Origin of the sequence: Algibacter mikhailovii (assembly GCF_014651495.1) — a bacterium.
GTDB classification, from domain to species: domain Bacteria; phylum Bacteroidota; class Bacteroidia; order Flavobacteriales; family Flavobacteriaceae; genus Algibacter_E; species Algibacter_E mikhailovii.
The window spans coordinates 387,658-404,126 of record NZ_BMWZ01000004.1; the positions used below are offsets into that span (position 1 = coordinate 387,658).

Below are 16,469 nucleotides of genomic sequence, written 5' to 3' on the forward strand. Positions count from 1 at the left end.
AATTAATTATTTATTAAAGCGGTATCATCGTCGCTAGAATACAGGCCGTAAGATTCTGCAAACACACTTACATTCTCATCATAAGATGAAGACGCCTCTAATTTTGTAAATGCAATGACATTTAAAACCACCAAGCACACTAAAGTGGCCAGTTGCAATTGCGGTGTAAACCAGGACCAAGCCACTTGCTTCACTTCCTTTTCAGCAAATAAAACCTGCATGGTTTTATCTTTAAAAAAAGGAGACACGTTTACGGTTTCGATAGCATCAAATGCTTCAAACGTGCTATCAATTTTATCCTGTATGTTTTTATTTGTTTCCATCATACTCGCTTATAATAATTTAGATGCCATATGTTTTTAAAACTTGCGTTACTTGTCATTTTTATAAAAATGTTCTAAAAGCTTCTGTAAATTCTTTTTCGCTCTAAACATTAAAGACTCTACGGAAGACAAACTCTTCTCTGTAATATCACTAATTTCCTGATAGCTCTTACCGTCCACTTTATGCAGTGTAAATACTACTTTTTGAGCCTCTGGCAATTGATTTATAGCCAAAAACAAGGTCTCGCTTTTCTCTTTATTTTCTAGAATAACCCCTGGATGATTCATCTCTGTAAAATAACTGGTTTTATCCATGGGTATGGCATTACCCATGATAGATTGCATAAAGGCAAAACGTTTTTTCGTGTTTTTTCTCCTTATAAATTCTAAGCACTTATTGGTGGTGATTCTATAAATCCAGGTGGATAATTTAGAATCGCCCTTAAATTTAGCTATGGACTTAAAAACCTCAACAAAAACCTCTTGCGCAATATCTTCGGCATCTTCTTTATTGGGCACAAAGGATATGCAGGTGGCAAATACATTTTGCTGAAAATCATCAAGTAACTTACCATAGGCGTTGGCGTTATGGCTTCTCAATCCTTCAATAAATTCGGTTTCAGTCAAAAAAGTAAATTAAACTTAGTTAAGTTTAGATGCCATTAAAAAATAAAACTTGCGCTTAATTTTCAATAGTTTTTCAAATTTATATAAAATTGAATAGCTCAACCAATTAACTTATCAACGGTTGTACAAATAGACATTTAAAACGTAACTTTGCAGCCTTATTTACACATCATGCGATTACATAGAAATTTATGCTTTGCCGTTATTGACGGTTTAACCCTAATATTTAACGAAGGGCATTATGCCGATAAAGTGATCCAACAATTATTAAAACGCGATAAACGTTGGGGTTCAAGAGATAGGGGCTTTGTTGCCGAAACCGTTTACGACATTGTACGTTGGAAACGCCTATACGCAGAAATAGCAGAGGTAAAAGAACCTTTTGATCGCGATAACTTGTGGCGCATGTTTGCCGTTTGGGCGACCTTAAAAGGCATCTCATTACCAGATTGGAAATACTTTGAAAACACACCAACCCGAAAAATAAAAGGGCGTTTTGATGAGCTATCCAAAGTTAGAAAACTAAGAGAATCTATTCCGGATTGGATTGATGCCGTTGGATTAGCAGAATTAGGCGAATCTAAATGGACCAAAGAAATAGCCAAACAAAACGAAAAAGCAGAGGTTATTTTAAGGACCAACACCCTAAAAACCACTAAAGAGCAATTACAAAACATATTGGCCGACGAAGGCATAGACACCGAGTTTATAAAAGGACACCCATCGGCTTTAAAACTTGTTGAGCGTGCCAATGTATTTGTTACTGATGCCTTTAAAAAAGGCTTGTTTGAAGTGCAAGACGCCTGCTCGCAATTGGTGGCCGAATTTCTGGATGTAAAACCAGGCATGAAAGTGGTAGACTCCTGCGCTGGCGCCGGGGGTAAAACCCTGCACATTGCTTCTTTAATGGAAAACAAAGGACAAATTGTGGCTATGGACATTTACGAAAGCAAACTTAGAAAGCTTAAAGTAAGAGCCAAACGCAACGGGGTACATAACGTAGATTTAAAAGTTATTGACTCTACAAAACCTATTAAAAAGTTACACAACAAAGCCGACCGCGTTTTAATTGATGCCCCATGCTCAGGATTAGGTGTACTACGCCGAAACCCAGACGCCAAATGGAAACTAGAACCCGAATTTTTAGACCGCATTAGAGGGGTACAACAAGACGTATTACAGCAGTACTCAAAAATGGTAAAACCCAATGGTAAGTTGGTTTATGCCACCTGCTCGGTATTGCCTTCAGAAAATCAAAATCAAGTGCAGACCTTTTTAAAATCGGAAGCTGGCGCCAATTTTGAGCTGGTAAAAGACAAAAAACTATTGGCGCATACCTCTGGTTATGACGGGTTTTATATGGCACTAATGACACGTAAAGCATAAACGCCCTTGGCACCCATTGTTTCATAATTCCTAAATACCTACCTTAGGCTTATGAAAAACATTGTGTTCTTAGCCAAGAGTATAGACAACTACATTGCTGGTAAACAAGGTGAGTTGGATTGGTTGGAGATGGTACCCAACCCAGAGCAGCTAGACATGGGGTATAACGACCTCATGAATGCCATTGATGCCATTGTTATGGGGAGCAGCACCTTTAAAACGGTTTTAGGTTTTAATGGGCCTTGGCCATATACCAAGCCTGTTTTTGTACTCAGCCATAGCCTCCAAACCATACCCGAACCTCTAAAAAATAAAGTCACCATACTCCAGGGTAACGAAACCGAAGTGTTAAAAACCCTCCACAATAAAGGGTTTAAAAACCTGTATATAGATGGTGGCACGGTAGTACAAAACTTTCTAAAACAAGATTTAATAGACGAGCTACGCTTAACCACATTGCCTATTATACTAGGCGACGGCATCCCCTTGTTTAGGGTACTACCAAAATCACTGGTGTTTGATCACCTGAACACCCAAGTCTTCAACACTCACATGGTGCAGAGTTGTTATGCCAGACGCCGTTAATACGCTGTTATTCAAACCGTTTAAACAACAAGTTAACAACCCTAGATCTTTGTTGAAAACTCCTAGAAAATACTTCTTATACTTGTAAGAAAATAAGCTACATTTATAAACGAATACACACGAGCATCGCCATACTCCGGCTATTGTACGGGGTAATAAGAATTTGTGGCGCTTTATAAGGAGTTGTAGTGCATTTAAAGAATAAAATGATGATGATACTTGACTATCTGATTTATAGAGTTTTTGGATATTTTGACAAAAAAAATCCAAGCAAGGCTAAGTCAAACACAATTAATTTTATTTCAATTTTTGAAGGAACAGTTTTAGTGCCAATATTTTTAATATTCAATGGGATAACAAAAATTTATAGCACACCAGAGAATCCAAATCCAAGTATGAAATATTATATTGGAATTCCATTGGCAATTTTACTTTTGATATTAAACACAAAATACATTAAAATAAAGTTAAAGAACAATGGAATTGACTTACTGAATAGTAGATTTAAAAATACATTAAATTGGATTCCAATTTGGTTAATATTTAGTTCACCAATAATTTTTGTATTTGTATGCCCAATAATATATGGTGCTATTAATGGAACACTTAGTTTTCCCTTGTTTGAAAAATAGAAAAACACACTACAACATCACCTAAAAGTAATGCCTCGTGACGACTAAATTGATTAATTTCAACACAAAAGAATAAATGGAAAAAGCTGAAAGATTAGAGCATGAATACGGCACTACTCTTAGCTTTGACCGTTGTGTGTAATATGAAAACCAACCTAATAAAAATTGAATGGAGAATAATACAATTGAAGTAATTAAAACTATTGGAAGTCAATGGAAGTTTCTTTTAGTTGTTTTTTTTATTATCATTTTCATTGTTAAATGGAAAACAATATGGTCTTTCGTAAACAATTTTACACAAATTAGGGTAAAAAGAGGGCAGACTGAATTTGAAATGCATCGTCAAGAAAATAAAGAAGATAATGAAACAACCAATCAAGAAAAAGCTATACCAAAAGGTGATTCTTTGGAAGATGAAAATGAAGATTTACAAGAATTAGAAAACGGTGATAATGTTTTTTTTCAATATCACGAAGCACTTCGTGAGAAGAAATTTAAAGATGCAGATGAATTATTAGATAGAGTTTTAGCCGAAATAGAAGACCCAAACCGAAAAAAAGAAGAATTTGTTAGAAACTTTTACTTGAGACATAAATATGGAGATACTTCCGCATTTAGAGAATTAGAGGAGTATACAGAAAATATTGAAAACGATGATGAGAAAAAATCTCACGGATTTTTTTATTTAAGTTTAATTTACAATCAAGCTAATAATTATCCAAAAGCTGTTGAATTAGCAACAAAAGCTTTAGAGCTAACAAATAAAAATGAGCAAAAAGCATATTGTATTTCAAGAATTTCAGATTATCATTTAGAAAATGAGAACACTAAAGAATCTCTCGATGTAATAATCAAACACATAGATAATATAAATGAAAAACAACCAAAAGTCACTTTATATAGAGCATTAGCCAATTATTATAAGAAAACTGAAAATAAATTGTTAGAATCAATTGCGTATCAAAAAGCACTTGAATTAACACCTAACAACACTTATTTATTATTTGACGCTGCATATAATTACAGTGAAACAGAACAGGATTTAAAAGACTTAGGCTTGTTGTTTTATAAAAAACTTTTAGGTTTCGACTCTAAATTTCAAAGCGCTTTAAACAACATAGGAGTAGCTTATAAAAACCTAGGACTAGAAATAAAATCAATTGAACATTATAAAAAGGCTTTTGAATTCAAAAACAGTTTGGCGGCATCTAATATCGCATATCAATTAATTCATCTTGGATTTATTGAAGAAGCAGAAGATTATTTAAAAAAAGCAGAAGAATTTGAAAATCCTCACGAAAATGTTTTTGAAGCCACGTCTTCTATCAAAACAAAAATTACTAAAGAGAAAGAAGAAGAAGAAAAGATTTTAAATAAAGCTAATAAAAAGTTTAGATTTTTTAATCATTTTGGAAATGCAGTATTCACTTCCAAAAAAATAGATTTTAAAATATCAAATAATTGGCATTATGGAGAAATTCCAATAACAATTTCCAAAAACGAAAATCTAATTGAATTTTCTTGGGAAAATGGTGAAGAGAAACATTCAATAAGTGGAGTTCTAACAAATAATTCAATCTCTGCAACTTATAAAAAACCGAAAAAGAATATTTATAGTTATAGTGCAGAAAACAGATATACCTATAGAGATGTAAAGGGTTTTGGATACTTGGTATCTAATCAAAAAATCACTTTCATATTTGAATTTGAAAGTAAAATAATAGAACTCAATTTCTATGAAAAATAAAGTACTACACACAACAATAACTATAAGTAATTGCTTGTTCTCGCCTACTTCTGAAAATCACCGCCTGTTTTCTATTCGGTTTGTATTTGCTAAATTAGGTGCTTAAACAACGTAACTTATCTTAACAAACACTTTAGGCATAATTTTGAACCGTCCTGAATAAAGGGTACAGATAAAATATCAACCCTATAAATAATGAAAAACAAAACCTCAATTATCGTTACTAGAGAAAGTGTCTGTCTTGGGGATGACGTATTTTCCCCACACGAATCAAAATTTTCATTAAATAAAACTGATAACTTAATTCAATTAACGGATTCAATTATAAAAATGAATTATTTATCAGAAGTGCAAAGTTATAGAACTCCTTGGCTGATGTTAATTAATGGTGAAGAGATTGCTATTTTTAATAAAAATTCGGATAAAGCAAAATTTTTAGTAACTGAAAAAAGATTTAATGAGAGTTTTAAAGGGGTAGATCTTTTAAAGGTACATTTCAATCGGATTGAACAAAGTTATTTCAGTATGATTTCAACCAACTTTAAGAACTTATTATCCGTTCTATTTAATAATTAAGCATAAAAACATTATAACAAAACCTGGAAGCTAAAGCGTTGAAAAAAGTAGAATTTTATTGAAAAAAATTAAGACATCTGACTTCTTTTTAGTGGAAATATAAATGCCTATTTTAAACCAATTAAAAAAACGTATTACAATAGGATATCTATTTATTGTTAGTTCTAGCCTACATACTTAACATAAAAGTTTTAAATGCGTTGTTATATCTTTAATCTAAAGACTTTATGTATATTTAACTACAGCCAATATATTTTAAAATAATAAAAATGAAACTATTCAATCAAATGCTATTAGGAACACTCTTAATAGGCGTGTTATTTTCTTGTAAAAATCAAACAAAAAAGGAATCAAACGAGGTTACAAGTGAAGCCATTGCTTCAATAATAGTCACACCAGAAAATTTCCCCCAAGCCTATACGAACTTGCGTTTTGCTGCGATTTTGAAGAAAGCAGGTGGTATGAATACGTTTTTGGAAATGCCCGTTCCTTCTAGTGACCCCACTAAGCAATTTGTAGTGCGTATGAATAGAGACACCTTTTATTCGACCTCTATTTTTGATATGACCGGTGATGTTTTTATCACGATTCCTGAAACTGATAAATATGTGACTATTCAAATCGTTGATGAAAACCATGAAACACAGCGCATGATTTATGGGGCAGGCAGACATAAGCTAACTGCTAAAACAGATCATGCTTTTGTGATAATAAGAACGCTAGATGAAAACCTACGCAAAAACATTAAAGTTGAAGCAAGCAGTACAAAACCTTTTGTGGTTAAGAATTGGGATAAGGCTTCTTTTGAAAAGGTTGAAAAAGCAGGAAATATAGATTTTAGCGATGGTTATGACCAATCTAAAGCGTTTGGAAATAAAGAAAGTGGCCAAACAGATTATATGAATTACGTTGGAGTTGCTGGCGGATGGGGCGGCGCTATGGTTGAAGATAACATTTATCAAACCAGCCCTTATATGACTACTGAAGGCTGTTATGAAATGACTTTTATAGATCCAGAAGACGTGTATTTTTGGTCTGCTACGGTATACAATGGTGATGGCTACCTGTTTAATGATGTTGCACACATATCAAGTGAAATGGATCCTATTAAAAATGAAGATGGCACTTTTACAGTGCGATTTGGTTGTGACGGCCAACCCAATAATATTCCAATTCGCGAAGGCAATACTACGGGGAAATTCAATGTGCTCATGCGGCATTACGGTCCAAGTGATATGGTGAGTAACGATGAAGCAGGATATAATGCTACAAAGGCGATTAAAAAAATACAATAGACGCTCAATAACTTTTTAAGGACCACAATGCCCTACTACATAAGTAAACCTTGGTTAATAATAAATAGCGGTCATGCTTGGCGATTTAGTCTATTTGAGCATGAATACATAGATAAAACAACCGAGGGTTTTGACAGTAAATTGCGTTGCAATTGGGCAAAATGCTTGTTTAAGTTGTTGGTATTAAAAACAGTACATGAAAAATATTAGACATTTCGCGGCTATCCTTTTTTTAGTCTTAAGCGCTATAGGCTGTAGGCAAACGCCTGCCAAGGGCGCTATAACGACTAATGTTATAGCCAAGGAAGCGCTAACTGCAGCTACCCTAGAAGTTATCGGGTTCAATAGACCAATCATTACCGCCATTATTGATAGTATAAAAACGGGGTTCTACCCCAATAGGCATTCATTACTCATCTACAAAGATGACAAGCTAGTATTGGAGGAGTATTTTTCAGGTCACGATGAAAACTGGGGTACAAATCTTGGTATTATTAAACACCATGATACCGTGCTTCACGATATGCGCAGTGTTTCAAAAAGTATAGTTTCTGCTTGTATTGGTATTGCTATAGCCCAAGGAAAAATAAAAGATGTTGACCAACCTGTTTTTGATTTTTTTGAGGATTACCAACAGTATAACAATGCAGGGCGTGAAGCCTTAACCATTAAGCATCTTCTAACCATGACCTCTGGTTTAAAATGGAATGAGGAAATACCTTATGACAACCCAGAAAACAGCGAAATTCAGATGATTAATAGCGGCGATGGTATTGGCTTTGTGTTGAGTAGAGCCATAGTAACTAAACCAGGAACCGTTTGGAAATACAACGGTGGAACTACCGAATTACTGGCAGAAATAATTCAAAGGGTATCAGGAAAAGATGTTCATGAATTTGCAAAAGCGTTTCTATTTAAACCTTTAGGTATAACAACCTCTGAGTGGACCATTTCTCCCGCAACTCATACGCCAGCAGCAGCATCTGGATTACGCTTAACCTCAAGAGACATGTTGAAGTTTGGCATATTATTTCAAAATGAAGGCCGATGGGGAAACGCCCAAATACTACCAAAAAAATGGGTTCAAGAATCCTTCAAATCTAATCTTGAATTGCCTTTTGGTGGGTATGGTTATCAGTTTTGGGTTTTCAACTTTGATATTAAAGGGCATCAACTAAAGCTACCCGCCGCCGTGGGCAATGGCGATCAAAGAATCTATTTTGATAAAAAAAATAATTTGGTGGTAGTCACAACAGCTGGCAATTACAACAAATGGGATATTAAGAATAACGCAAGTGCGCTTCTTCAACATATTTATACGGCCTTCGATGACGCAGAATGACATATAACCAACCACTAAGCAATGATTAAATTCTTTAGAAAAATTAGAAAAAATTTACTTTCAGAAGGCAAAACTGGAAAGTATATGAAGTATGCTTTTGGAGAAATTATTTTGGTGGTTATAGGAATTTTGATTGCGCTCCAAATTAACAATTGGAATCAAGAAAGACTAAATAACAATGATATCAGAAATAAGTTGAAGCTTGTTCATAGAGAATTAATTGAGGATATCGCCACTTTGGAAAAGGAAATTAGCTTTCGTTATGAAAGGCAAAATTTGATAACTAGGTCTCTGAAAATCCTTGAAGAAGAAACATCGCTTAGCTTTCAAAACCGAAAAGTATTAGATTCAGCTTTTTTAATATATGCTAGGATGGGACCACTCTATAATAATATGAGATCTTATGAGTCTTTTTTATTAACTGAATCAAATTTTATTGATGAAGCGATTTATATCGACCTAAACAATTATATAGATGACTTTAATACAACTAATGCTAAAATAGGTTTTTTTAGTAGTAGAATGAATCAACCACAATATAATATTTTATTGAATTCTTCAGTTAAAAAAAAGCGCTCAGGAGCATTTGAATATTCTTTTAATACCATTCAACAAGACTATCAATTGTATGAATCAATGCGGCAAAGTATGTCGTTTTTTCAAACCATAACCAAAGGGTATACTAAAATTTTAAAAAAGGCAATAAAAATAGAAAACAAAATCAGAAATAATTAACGCAATGCCAACACTAGTTGTAATTAATTGCTGGTTCTTGCCTACTTCTTAAAATCACCACCTGTTTTCTATTCGGTTTGTATTTGCTAAATTAGGTACGTAATCATGGCATGTGCCTTAGACAAATACTTTGAGCATACATAAGCAAATCAAACTATGAAAATCATATATATTCAGATCATTCAAACGCTATTTATCATTGTCTTATACTTAATTATTAAGAGCATCACCTTCAAAGTGATAAAAAAGACGCTTTCAGAAAAACTCATTCAAGAATCACGCGGCATTCTTATTAGAAACATTATCAATTTGATTCTAACCCTTATGGGTATAATTCTTATAGCATTGGTTTGGGGTGTGAAACAAGCCGATTTAGCCGTATTTATAGGCTCGGTTTTAACTGTGGTTGGGGTTGCCTTTTTTGCACAATGGTCCATACTCTCAAATATTACCTCTAGCATCATCATTTTCTTTAATCATCCCGTGAAATTGAATGATTCTATTATCATATTAGAAGGCAAGGATTATGTTATTGAAGGCAAGGTTGCCAACATTGGACTTTTCTTTGTGACGCTAGAAACTGAGGATTCTGGGGAAATTACGCTACCTAATAACCTTTTCATTCTTAAGAGTATCAAGAATATTACCAATGAGAAAAGAATCCAGGCGAAGGCAAATGATAACATCCAATAATGCCAAGGAAAAAGAACATGTATAATTGATTGTTGTAAACACAACCTACCCCTAAAATGCTGCGGATGTTCCTCTGGTTCCAGATTGTTCGTTATCTTTAAACAATACAAAAAACACACATCATAATGGAACACCTTCGCCATAGTTAAAAAAGATTGAGACAAGCATGAATCGTGAAATAATGGACATCAATGATTATACCATATTACTAGAAGAAGCTTCTACGGATAATCATTTAATTGACTCCTGTTTTTTTGACGAACCTGTTATAGCGATTGCCTTTTATGGTGCCGGTGATGTGGGGCTTAACGTAAAATTTGATGGGAAAACAAAAGCCTTTCATCATACCAAAGGCATGGTTTTATCATTTTACGCCGATGATAAAGTGGCGTTTGAACATCAGGTCTCAAAATTAAAACCACTGCAATGCTTGGTGATAGCAACCACCATTAGAAACATAGACAAATTACCAAATGGTGAAGCTCAATTTTTAGAAAGTTTTTTACATCAGTTAGTGCACCCCAAAGATCATTATGTTGAAGGCCCTGCATTTAACATGAGCCCAGAAATGTTTTTATTGGTGGAACAATTTTTTAGCAATACCTATGATGGTGAGATTAAAATGATGTTCTACAAAAGCCACATCATAGCCTTGCTTTCCCATTATTTTGGACAATTGGCAAAACAACAAAATACCAAACTGAATATAGCGCAACTGGACAAAATCAATCTAGCCCAAGAAATTTTATTATCCAATTTGGAGCACCCACCCTCCCTAACAGAATTGGCCAACAAAATTGGCACCAACACCAATACGCTTAAAGTAGAATTCAAAGCGCAGTTTGGTGTACCCGTTTTTAAATACTTACAAAACGAACGCCTAAAGAAAGCTTACAACTTAATAAAGCACGAGGATAAAACCATTCAAGAAGCTGCCTGGGCTGTGGGCTATGATAGTTTAGGCTCCTTTTCAAACGCTTTTGAAAAAAAGTTTGGCTATAGACCCAGCCAAGCATAAAATGCTTTTCGAATAAATCATAATGCTTTCTGAATAAGTGGCTCGAGGACAGCCGCTATAGATTTGTATCATAATTAAAAATCAATAATTATGATTAACAAAAATGTCTTTAGCATACTATGCGCCATTCTCGTTTGGGTTTTAGGGGTTAGTTTTTATCTCTTATCATTTTACCTACCCCTTTTAGAAAATCCAGAGCTACAATCTAATATCGTACTCGTATTAGCCATTATTCCTAGTGCCTGTTTTGGGACTTATTTATTTTATAAAAACAGGTACATGAAACCAGCTGCATTAGCACTCACCTTTGTTGCCGTGGCAACTCTATTAGATGCCTTGATTACGGTTCCTGTATTTATCATACCCCATGGTGGTCGCTATTCAGAATTCTTTGGAGACCCTATGTTTTATACCATTTTGGTTGAGTTCTACTTCATTGTATTGTATTACGGCACACATCTCACAAAACCACTCAAAGCATGAAAACAGCGGTTCTTTTTATTACGGTTTTATTAAATGCCCTATCTATTGGATTTTTCTTCGCTTGGTCCGTTTCGGTCATTTTGGGAACACAAAAAGTAAGCGATTACAGCTACCTAGAAAGTATGCAAAGCATCAATAGAGCAATTCTAAACCCAGTATTCTTTATGGTGTTCTTTGGTAGCTTGGTGGCATTGATTATACAGACCTATTTTCAGTTAAACAACAAACCCCTGTTCTGGCTGGCCTTGGCATCAACAATCCTATATCTCATTGGTCCTTTTGGTATTACAGCCTTTGGCAATGTTCCTTTAAACAATGCACTGGACACATTGAACATTAGCCAACTGAATCCATTAGAATTAAAAAACTTTAGAACCTATTATGAAGGCACTTGGAATCATTACCATAACATAAGAACCATGTTAGGTCTTATTTCATTTATCCTATTGCTTATAGCATCATGTATTCAAAAAACAATTTAAAACAGTTATAATGAAATCAAACATTTTAGTCATTGGCGGAACCGGAAAAACAGGTCGCCGCGTCGTAGAGCAATTACAAAACAAAGGATTTGACCCAAGAATTGGTTCAAGACAGGCATCACCCAGCTTTGATTGGGATGATAAAGACACATGGATACATGCCTTAAAAGGCATTGAAAGCATGTATGTCACTTACTATCCTGACTTAGCGGTTCCTGGAGCCAAAGACGCCATCGCAAGTTTAACCCATTTAGCTAAAGAACTAGGCGTTAAAAAAATGGTGTTGCTTTCTGGTAAAGGCGAAACCGAAGCCGAAGCTTGCGAGACTATTGTCATGACCTCCGGTTTGGATTACACCATAGTTAGAGCATCTTGGTTTAACCAGAATTGGAGCGAAAGTTTCTTTTTAGACCCTATTCTTTCAGGTGAAGTAGCCTTGCCCATGTCTGACGTTTTAATTCCTTTTGTGGATGCTAATGATATTGCAGAAGTGGCGGCTACCGTATTAATGGATGATGCCTATAATGGAGAAATCATAGAAGTCACCGGACCTGAATTAATTACATTTAAGCAAATCATAGATAGCATTGCAAAGACGAGTGACCGCCGTTTGAACTTTTACGATATCACGCTAGAGCAGTATGTAGATGGCATGAAACACATGCAGATTCCACCTGATGTGGTATGGCTGATTGAGTATTTATTTAGTCATGTGTTAACCAATCCAAAAAACCAGGTGGTCGTTCATGACATTGAACGCGTTTTAGGCAGAAAAGCAAAACCATTTATAGCATATGCCCAAGAAACCGCTAAAACAGGTATTTGGAATCCGGTAAGTGTTTCATAACGATTATCACTAACCGGCATAATTAATAGCGATTTGAGTCTTAATTCAAGTCGCTATTCTTTTATATTTTGTAATTTACTTACCGAAAAGCAATCTATACCAACTGACTGCTAATCATTTATAAACACATTGACAAACATTTAATTCGTTTAATCTAACATACAGCACACTCATGAATTCCATAATTAAATCCATTTCAGCATTAGAAATTTTAGACTCTAGAGGTAATCCTACGGTAAGAACCTATGTCACCCTTGAGGATGGAACTCAGTCTGTTTCATCGGTTCCCTCTGGTGCCTCAACAGGTCAGAATGAAGCTGTTGAACTTAGGGATGGCGAAAAGCGTTATAATGGTGCAGGGGTTCAAAACGCAGTAAACAACGTCAATACCGAAATTGCAAAAGCTTTGATAGGCAAAAATACCTCAAACCAAAAAGATATTGATTATACCATGATCGCCTTAGACGGTACTGATAATAAATCCCGACTTGGGGCAAATGCCATTTTAGGTGTTTCTATGGCCGTTGCCAAAGCAGCAGCTATTTCGGCAAATCTGCCTTTATATGCTTATCTAGGCGGTACAAATGCTGTTCGTATTCCAGTGCCTTGTATGAATATTTTAAACGGTGGAGAACATGCTGACAACAGTGTTGATTTTCAAGAATTCATGTTAGTTCCGCATGGGGCGCCTACCTTTAAAGAAGGCTTGCGTTATGTTGCAGAAACCTTTCATACCCTCAAAGGGATTCTAAAAAGTAAAGGCATGGCAACGAGTGTAGGTGACGAGGGCGGTTTTGCTCCTAATTGCTCAAGTAATGAAGAGGCTATTGAATTAATCATAGAAGCCATCAATAAAGCCAACTATAAACCTGGTATTGATTTATCTATTGCTATTGATAGTGCTGCCAATTCCTTTTCACCTAATTTGGATGGTAACTATGATTTGGCCTGGTCCGGGTTAGGTAAAATGACGACCTCAGATCTCATTGCAAAAAGTGCAGAATGGTTAGAAAAATACCCCATAATTCTCTGGGAGGACCCTGTTTCGGAAGGCGACTGGGATGGTTATATAGCCTTCACCAAACGTTTTGGAGATAAAATTGAAGTTGTTGGTGATGATAATTTTGTAACGAATACAAAGTACATTAAAAAAGGCATAGCAATAGGAGCTTGTAATTCCGCCTTGATTAAATTAAATCAAATAGGTACAGTCACTGAAACGATTGAAGCAGTAAGAATGTGTAGAGAAGCAGGCTGGCGCTATTTCCTTTCCCATCGATCAGGAGAAACTGAAGATACTTTTTTGGCAGATTTTGCGGTAGCCATGGACGGTGGTCACTTAAAAACCGGATCGGCATGTCGTGGAGAAAGAATTGCAAAATATAACCGTTTACTTGAAATTGAACACGAATTAAAAGGCAGATCTGAATACCGTTGGAAATAATTTTTTAAACACTTACCAACGGCGGCTATAAGTTGTTGTACTTTCTCGACTCCTTTCAAAAATCCTCACGGCATTGTTATGCAATATGCATTAGCCTATTTAACTGAAATTGCACATATTAACATCTTATGTCTAATAGATTAAAAATCCTTTAATCATGAAAAAATTAATCCTAGTTTGTATGGCCTTATTACCGTTTTACTCGTTTTCACAACAAGTAGCGGACACCACATATAATCCAAAAATTAAGCATCCGTTATATGCATTCGGGCAAGGGCCCGTTGTTTTTATTGATGAAGGCCATCATAATTTCCATACCAAGGAAGGCAGGTATAAGGCTTTTTCTAATCTGCTAGAAAGAGATGGTTATCATGTGAAAGCGTACAGCGGTCAATTCAAAGAAAAGCAACTGGCTGAAGGAAAAATTCTTGTTATATCCAATGCCTTAAACGCCATAAATGTTCACGATTGGACGCTGCCTAATCCATCGGCTTTTACCAAAGCTGAAATTGCTAGTATTACACAATGGGTTCATTCTGGCGGGCGTTTATTTTTAATTGCCGATCACATGCCTATGGCTGGAGCTGCCAAAGATTTGGCCATGACCTTTGGCTTTGAATTTACCAATGGGTTTGCAATGGATACAATACATAAAGGTCCTGCATATTTTAACATGAAAGACAAAACACTTTCTAAAAACAGTATTACCAAAGGAAGAAACACTAATGAAAGTGTTGAACAAATTGTATCATTCACAGGGCAAGCCTTCAAAATACCAAAGGATGCCACCCCAATCTTGACCTTTAACAAAAACTTCGTGAATATGCTTCCAAATAAAGCATGGGTTTTTGATGAGAAAACAACCAAGTACAATGTGGAAGGTTGGTCTCAAGGTGCTTACAAAACCTATGGAAAAGGAAAAATTGTAGTTTTTGGAGAGGCCGCTATGTTTTCAGCCCAATTAGCCGGAACAAAAAAAATAAAAATGGGGATGAACAATGAAATAGCTCCACAGAATTATCAATTATTACTAAACATAATGCACTGGCTGGATGGTGTTATTGAATGATAAAACCCTGCCTTAAAGCAATTATAATGCATTACTAATGAATTGCTTCTAAGGAGTCATCACAATTTGCTATCTTTCAGTTATGGCATAAAAGTCCGTAAAACATCTTTACGAAACGAGCCATATACCATACTAACGGGACTCATTTGAAAAAGCCAAAACACAATGATTAAAGGACTTTATGAAACACATCTTCACGTTGAAAATTTAGAAACCTCCATGGCATTTTACACCGACGTGCTTGGATTAGAGCTATGTCGATTTGGCGCTGAAAGGCGAACTGCTTTTTTCTGGATTGGAAGTGAAAAACAGGCCATGCTCGGGTTGTGGGAGAAACCAAAAGAAGCGATTGATTTACGGCATTTTGCTTTTGAATGTGACCCTGAATGGATCATTAATGAATCTATTGATTTTTTAAAATCTCACAATCTTAACTTTTGGAATTTTATACAAGATGATAATGAAAAGCCTATGGTCTTCTGCTGGATGCCAGCCGTTTCCATTTATTTCAGCGACCCCGATGGTCATTATTTGGAATTTATAGGGGTTTTACCTGGAAAGACGCAGTCTAATAATGAAAAACGCGTGGTGACTTATGAACAATGGTTGGACTTGACTTCGGAATAAAAACGCGTTAAACAAAGTCTAATAAAACACATAAAAAATGATGACTAACGACAAATTACAGAAATTAACCTTGCTTATTGCTGGCATTGGGCTAATACCTATTGCATTAGGATATGGGCTTATGCCAGAACAAACCCTAACACCACTTTACGGATTTGATGCTAGTAACGTCAACCTTAAACATATTATGCGCGCCATAATGGGCTTATATTTTGCTCAATCTATCCTTTGGTTTCTTGGGTTTGCTTATCCAAAATTTAGAACACCCGCCATATACGGTATGGTAGTCTTTATGCTAGGCCTAGCCGGAGGTAGGGTTTTAAGCCTAACTATAGACGGTAGGGTCCACTGGCTACTAATCGCTTATCTGTTTTTAGAATTATTTTTTGGATTTCTCGGGTTAAGGTTAATTATTACCGATAAAGCCCGATAAAAGCCAATAGATCTTGGATTTTAATAAAACACTTAAGCCTTAAACAAAGCACATCAAGCCATTTACATCAAAGGAACATACAGGCTTGAGCTAGAGTATACAGCATGGGACAAAATTGCTGAAAG

19 protein-coding genes are annotated in these 16,469 nt (G+C 35.4%); 17 read left to right on the forward strand and 2 right to left on the reverse strand.

Going from position 1 to position 16,469, the window contains the following annotated elements; genetic code table 11:
• Window positions 1-2: 2 nt before the first annotated feature.
• Together IE051_RS10490 and IE051_RS10495 are read right to left on the reverse strand one after the other, a co-directional pair.
• Complete coding sequence (locus IE051_RS10490; protein WP_189360727.1) at window positions 3-326, reverse strand: hypothetical protein; 324 nt, start codon at window positions 324-326, stop codon at window positions 3-5.
• 45 nt (window positions 327-371) lie between these two features.
• Window positions 372-950: an RNA polymerase sigma factor gene (locus IE051_RS10495; RefSeq protein ID WP_189360728.1), complete on the reverse strand. Its 579-nt coding sequence runs from the start codon at window positions 948-950 to the stop codon at window positions 372-374.
• Window positions 951-1,121: 171 nt separating this feature from the next.
• On the opposite strand from IE051_RS10495, the gene IE051_RS10500 reads away from it, so the two are divergent.
• The 17 genes from IE051_RS10500 (at window position 1,122) to IE051_RS10580 (ending at window position 16,344) form a co-directional block, all read left to right on the forward strand.
• Window positions 1,122-2,336, forward strand: a complete 1,215-nt coding sequence (locus IE051_RS10500; protein ID WP_189360729.1) for an RsmB/NOP family class I SAM-dependent RNA methyltransferase — start codon at window positions 1,122-1,124, stop codon at window positions 2,334-2,336.
• 51 nt (window positions 2,337-2,387) lie between these two features.
• Complete coding sequence (locus tag IE051_RS10505) at window positions 2,388-2,921, forward strand: dihydrofolate reductase family protein (protein WP_189360730.1); 534 nt, start codon at window positions 2,388-2,390, stop codon at window positions 2,919-2,921.
• Window positions 2,922-3,127: 206 nt separating this feature from the next.
• Complete coding sequence (locus IE051_RS10510) at window positions 3,128-3,553, forward strand: hypothetical protein (RefSeq protein WP_189360731.1); 426 nt, start codon at window positions 3,128-3,130, stop codon at window positions 3,551-3,553.
• 406 nt (window positions 3,554-3,959) lie between these two features.
• Complete coding sequence (locus tag IE051_RS10515) at window positions 3,960-5,300, forward strand: tetratricopeptide repeat protein (RefSeq protein ID WP_189360732.1); 1,341 nt, start codon at window positions 3,960-3,962, stop codon at window positions 5,298-5,300.
• A 195-nt stretch (window positions 5,301-5,495) separates the two neighbouring features.
• The gene (locus tag IE051_RS10520) at window positions 5,496-5,876 is read left to right on the forward strand and encodes a hypothetical protein (RefSeq protein ID WP_189360733.1); all 381 of its coding nucleotides are present in this window, start codon (window positions 5,496-5,498) and stop codon (window positions 5,874-5,876) included.
• Between the two features lie 269 nt (window positions 5,877-6,145).
• Window positions 6,146-7,171 carry a DUF1214 domain-containing protein gene (locus tag IE051_RS10525; RefSeq protein ID WP_189360734.1) on the forward strand — a complete coding sequence of 342 codons (1,026 nt, stop codon included), beginning with the start codon at window positions 6,146-6,148 and terminating at the stop codon, window positions 7,169-7,171.
• Between the two features lie 196 nt (window positions 7,172-7,367).
• On the forward strand, window positions 7,368-8,513 hold the full coding sequence (locus IE051_RS10530; protein WP_189360735.1) for a serine hydrolase domain-containing protein: 1,146 nt from the start codon (window positions 7,368-7,370) through the stop codon (window positions 8,511-8,513).
• A 21-nt stretch (window positions 8,514-8,534) separates the two neighbouring features.
• Window positions 8,535-9,248, forward strand: a complete 714-nt coding sequence (locus tag IE051_RS10535; RefSeq protein WP_189360736.1) for a DUF6090 family protein — start codon at window positions 8,535-8,537, stop codon at window positions 9,246-9,248.
• A 156-nt stretch (window positions 9,249-9,404) separates the two neighbouring features.
• Window positions 9,405-9,941 (forward strand): mechanosensitive ion channel domain-containing protein, encoded by a 537-nt coding sequence (locus IE051_RS10540; protein WP_189360737.1) that lies wholly within the window; start codon window positions 9,405-9,407, stop codon window positions 9,939-9,941.
• Window positions 9,942-10,107: 166 nt separating this feature from the next.
• Window positions 10,108-10,959: a helix-turn-helix domain-containing protein gene (locus IE051_RS10545; protein ID WP_189360738.1), complete on the forward strand. Its 852-nt coding sequence runs from the start codon at window positions 10,108-10,110 to the stop codon at window positions 10,957-10,959.
• A 90-nt stretch (window positions 10,960-11,049) separates the two neighbouring features.
• Window positions 11,050-11,442: a hypothetical protein gene (locus IE051_RS10550; protein WP_189360739.1), complete on the forward strand. Its 393-nt coding sequence runs from the start codon at window positions 11,050-11,052 to the stop codon at window positions 11,440-11,442.
• Window positions 11,439-11,924 carry an anthrone oxygenase family protein gene (locus IE051_RS10555; RefSeq protein WP_189360740.1) on the forward strand — a complete coding sequence of 162 codons (486 nt, stop codon included), beginning with the start codon at window positions 11,439-11,441 and terminating at the stop codon, window positions 11,922-11,924. Before IE051_RS10550 ends, IE051_RS10555 begins: the two co-directional genes overlap by 4 nt.
• A 10-nt stretch (window positions 11,925-11,934) precedes the next feature.
• Window positions 11,935-12,771, forward strand: coding sequence for an SDR family oxidoreductase (locus IE051_RS10560; protein WP_189360741.1), 837 nt, complete (start codon window positions 11,935-11,937; stop codon window positions 12,769-12,771).
• Between the two features lie 172 nt (window positions 12,772-12,943).
• Window positions 12,944-14,215, forward strand: coding sequence for a phosphopyruvate hydratase (gene eno, locus IE051_RS10565; protein WP_189360742.1), 1,272 nt, complete (start codon window positions 12,944-12,946; stop codon window positions 14,213-14,215).
• Between the two features lie 157 nt (window positions 14,216-14,372).
• Window positions 14,373-15,284, forward strand: a complete 912-nt coding sequence (locus IE051_RS10570) for a DUF4350 domain-containing protein (protein ID WP_189360743.1) — start codon at window positions 14,373-14,375, stop codon at window positions 15,282-15,284.
• 165 nt (window positions 15,285-15,449) lie between these two features.
• Complete coding sequence (locus tag IE051_RS10575; RefSeq protein WP_189360744.1) at window positions 15,450-15,911, forward strand: VOC family protein; 462 nt, start codon at window positions 15,450-15,452, stop codon at window positions 15,909-15,911.
• Window positions 15,912-15,948: 37 nt separating this feature from the next.
• Window positions 15,949-16,344 (forward strand): DUF4345 domain-containing protein, encoded by a 396-nt coding sequence (locus tag IE051_RS10580; protein WP_229796782.1) that lies wholly within the window; start codon window positions 15,949-15,951, stop codon window positions 16,342-16,344.
• Window positions 16,345-16,469 lie beyond the last annotated feature (125 nt).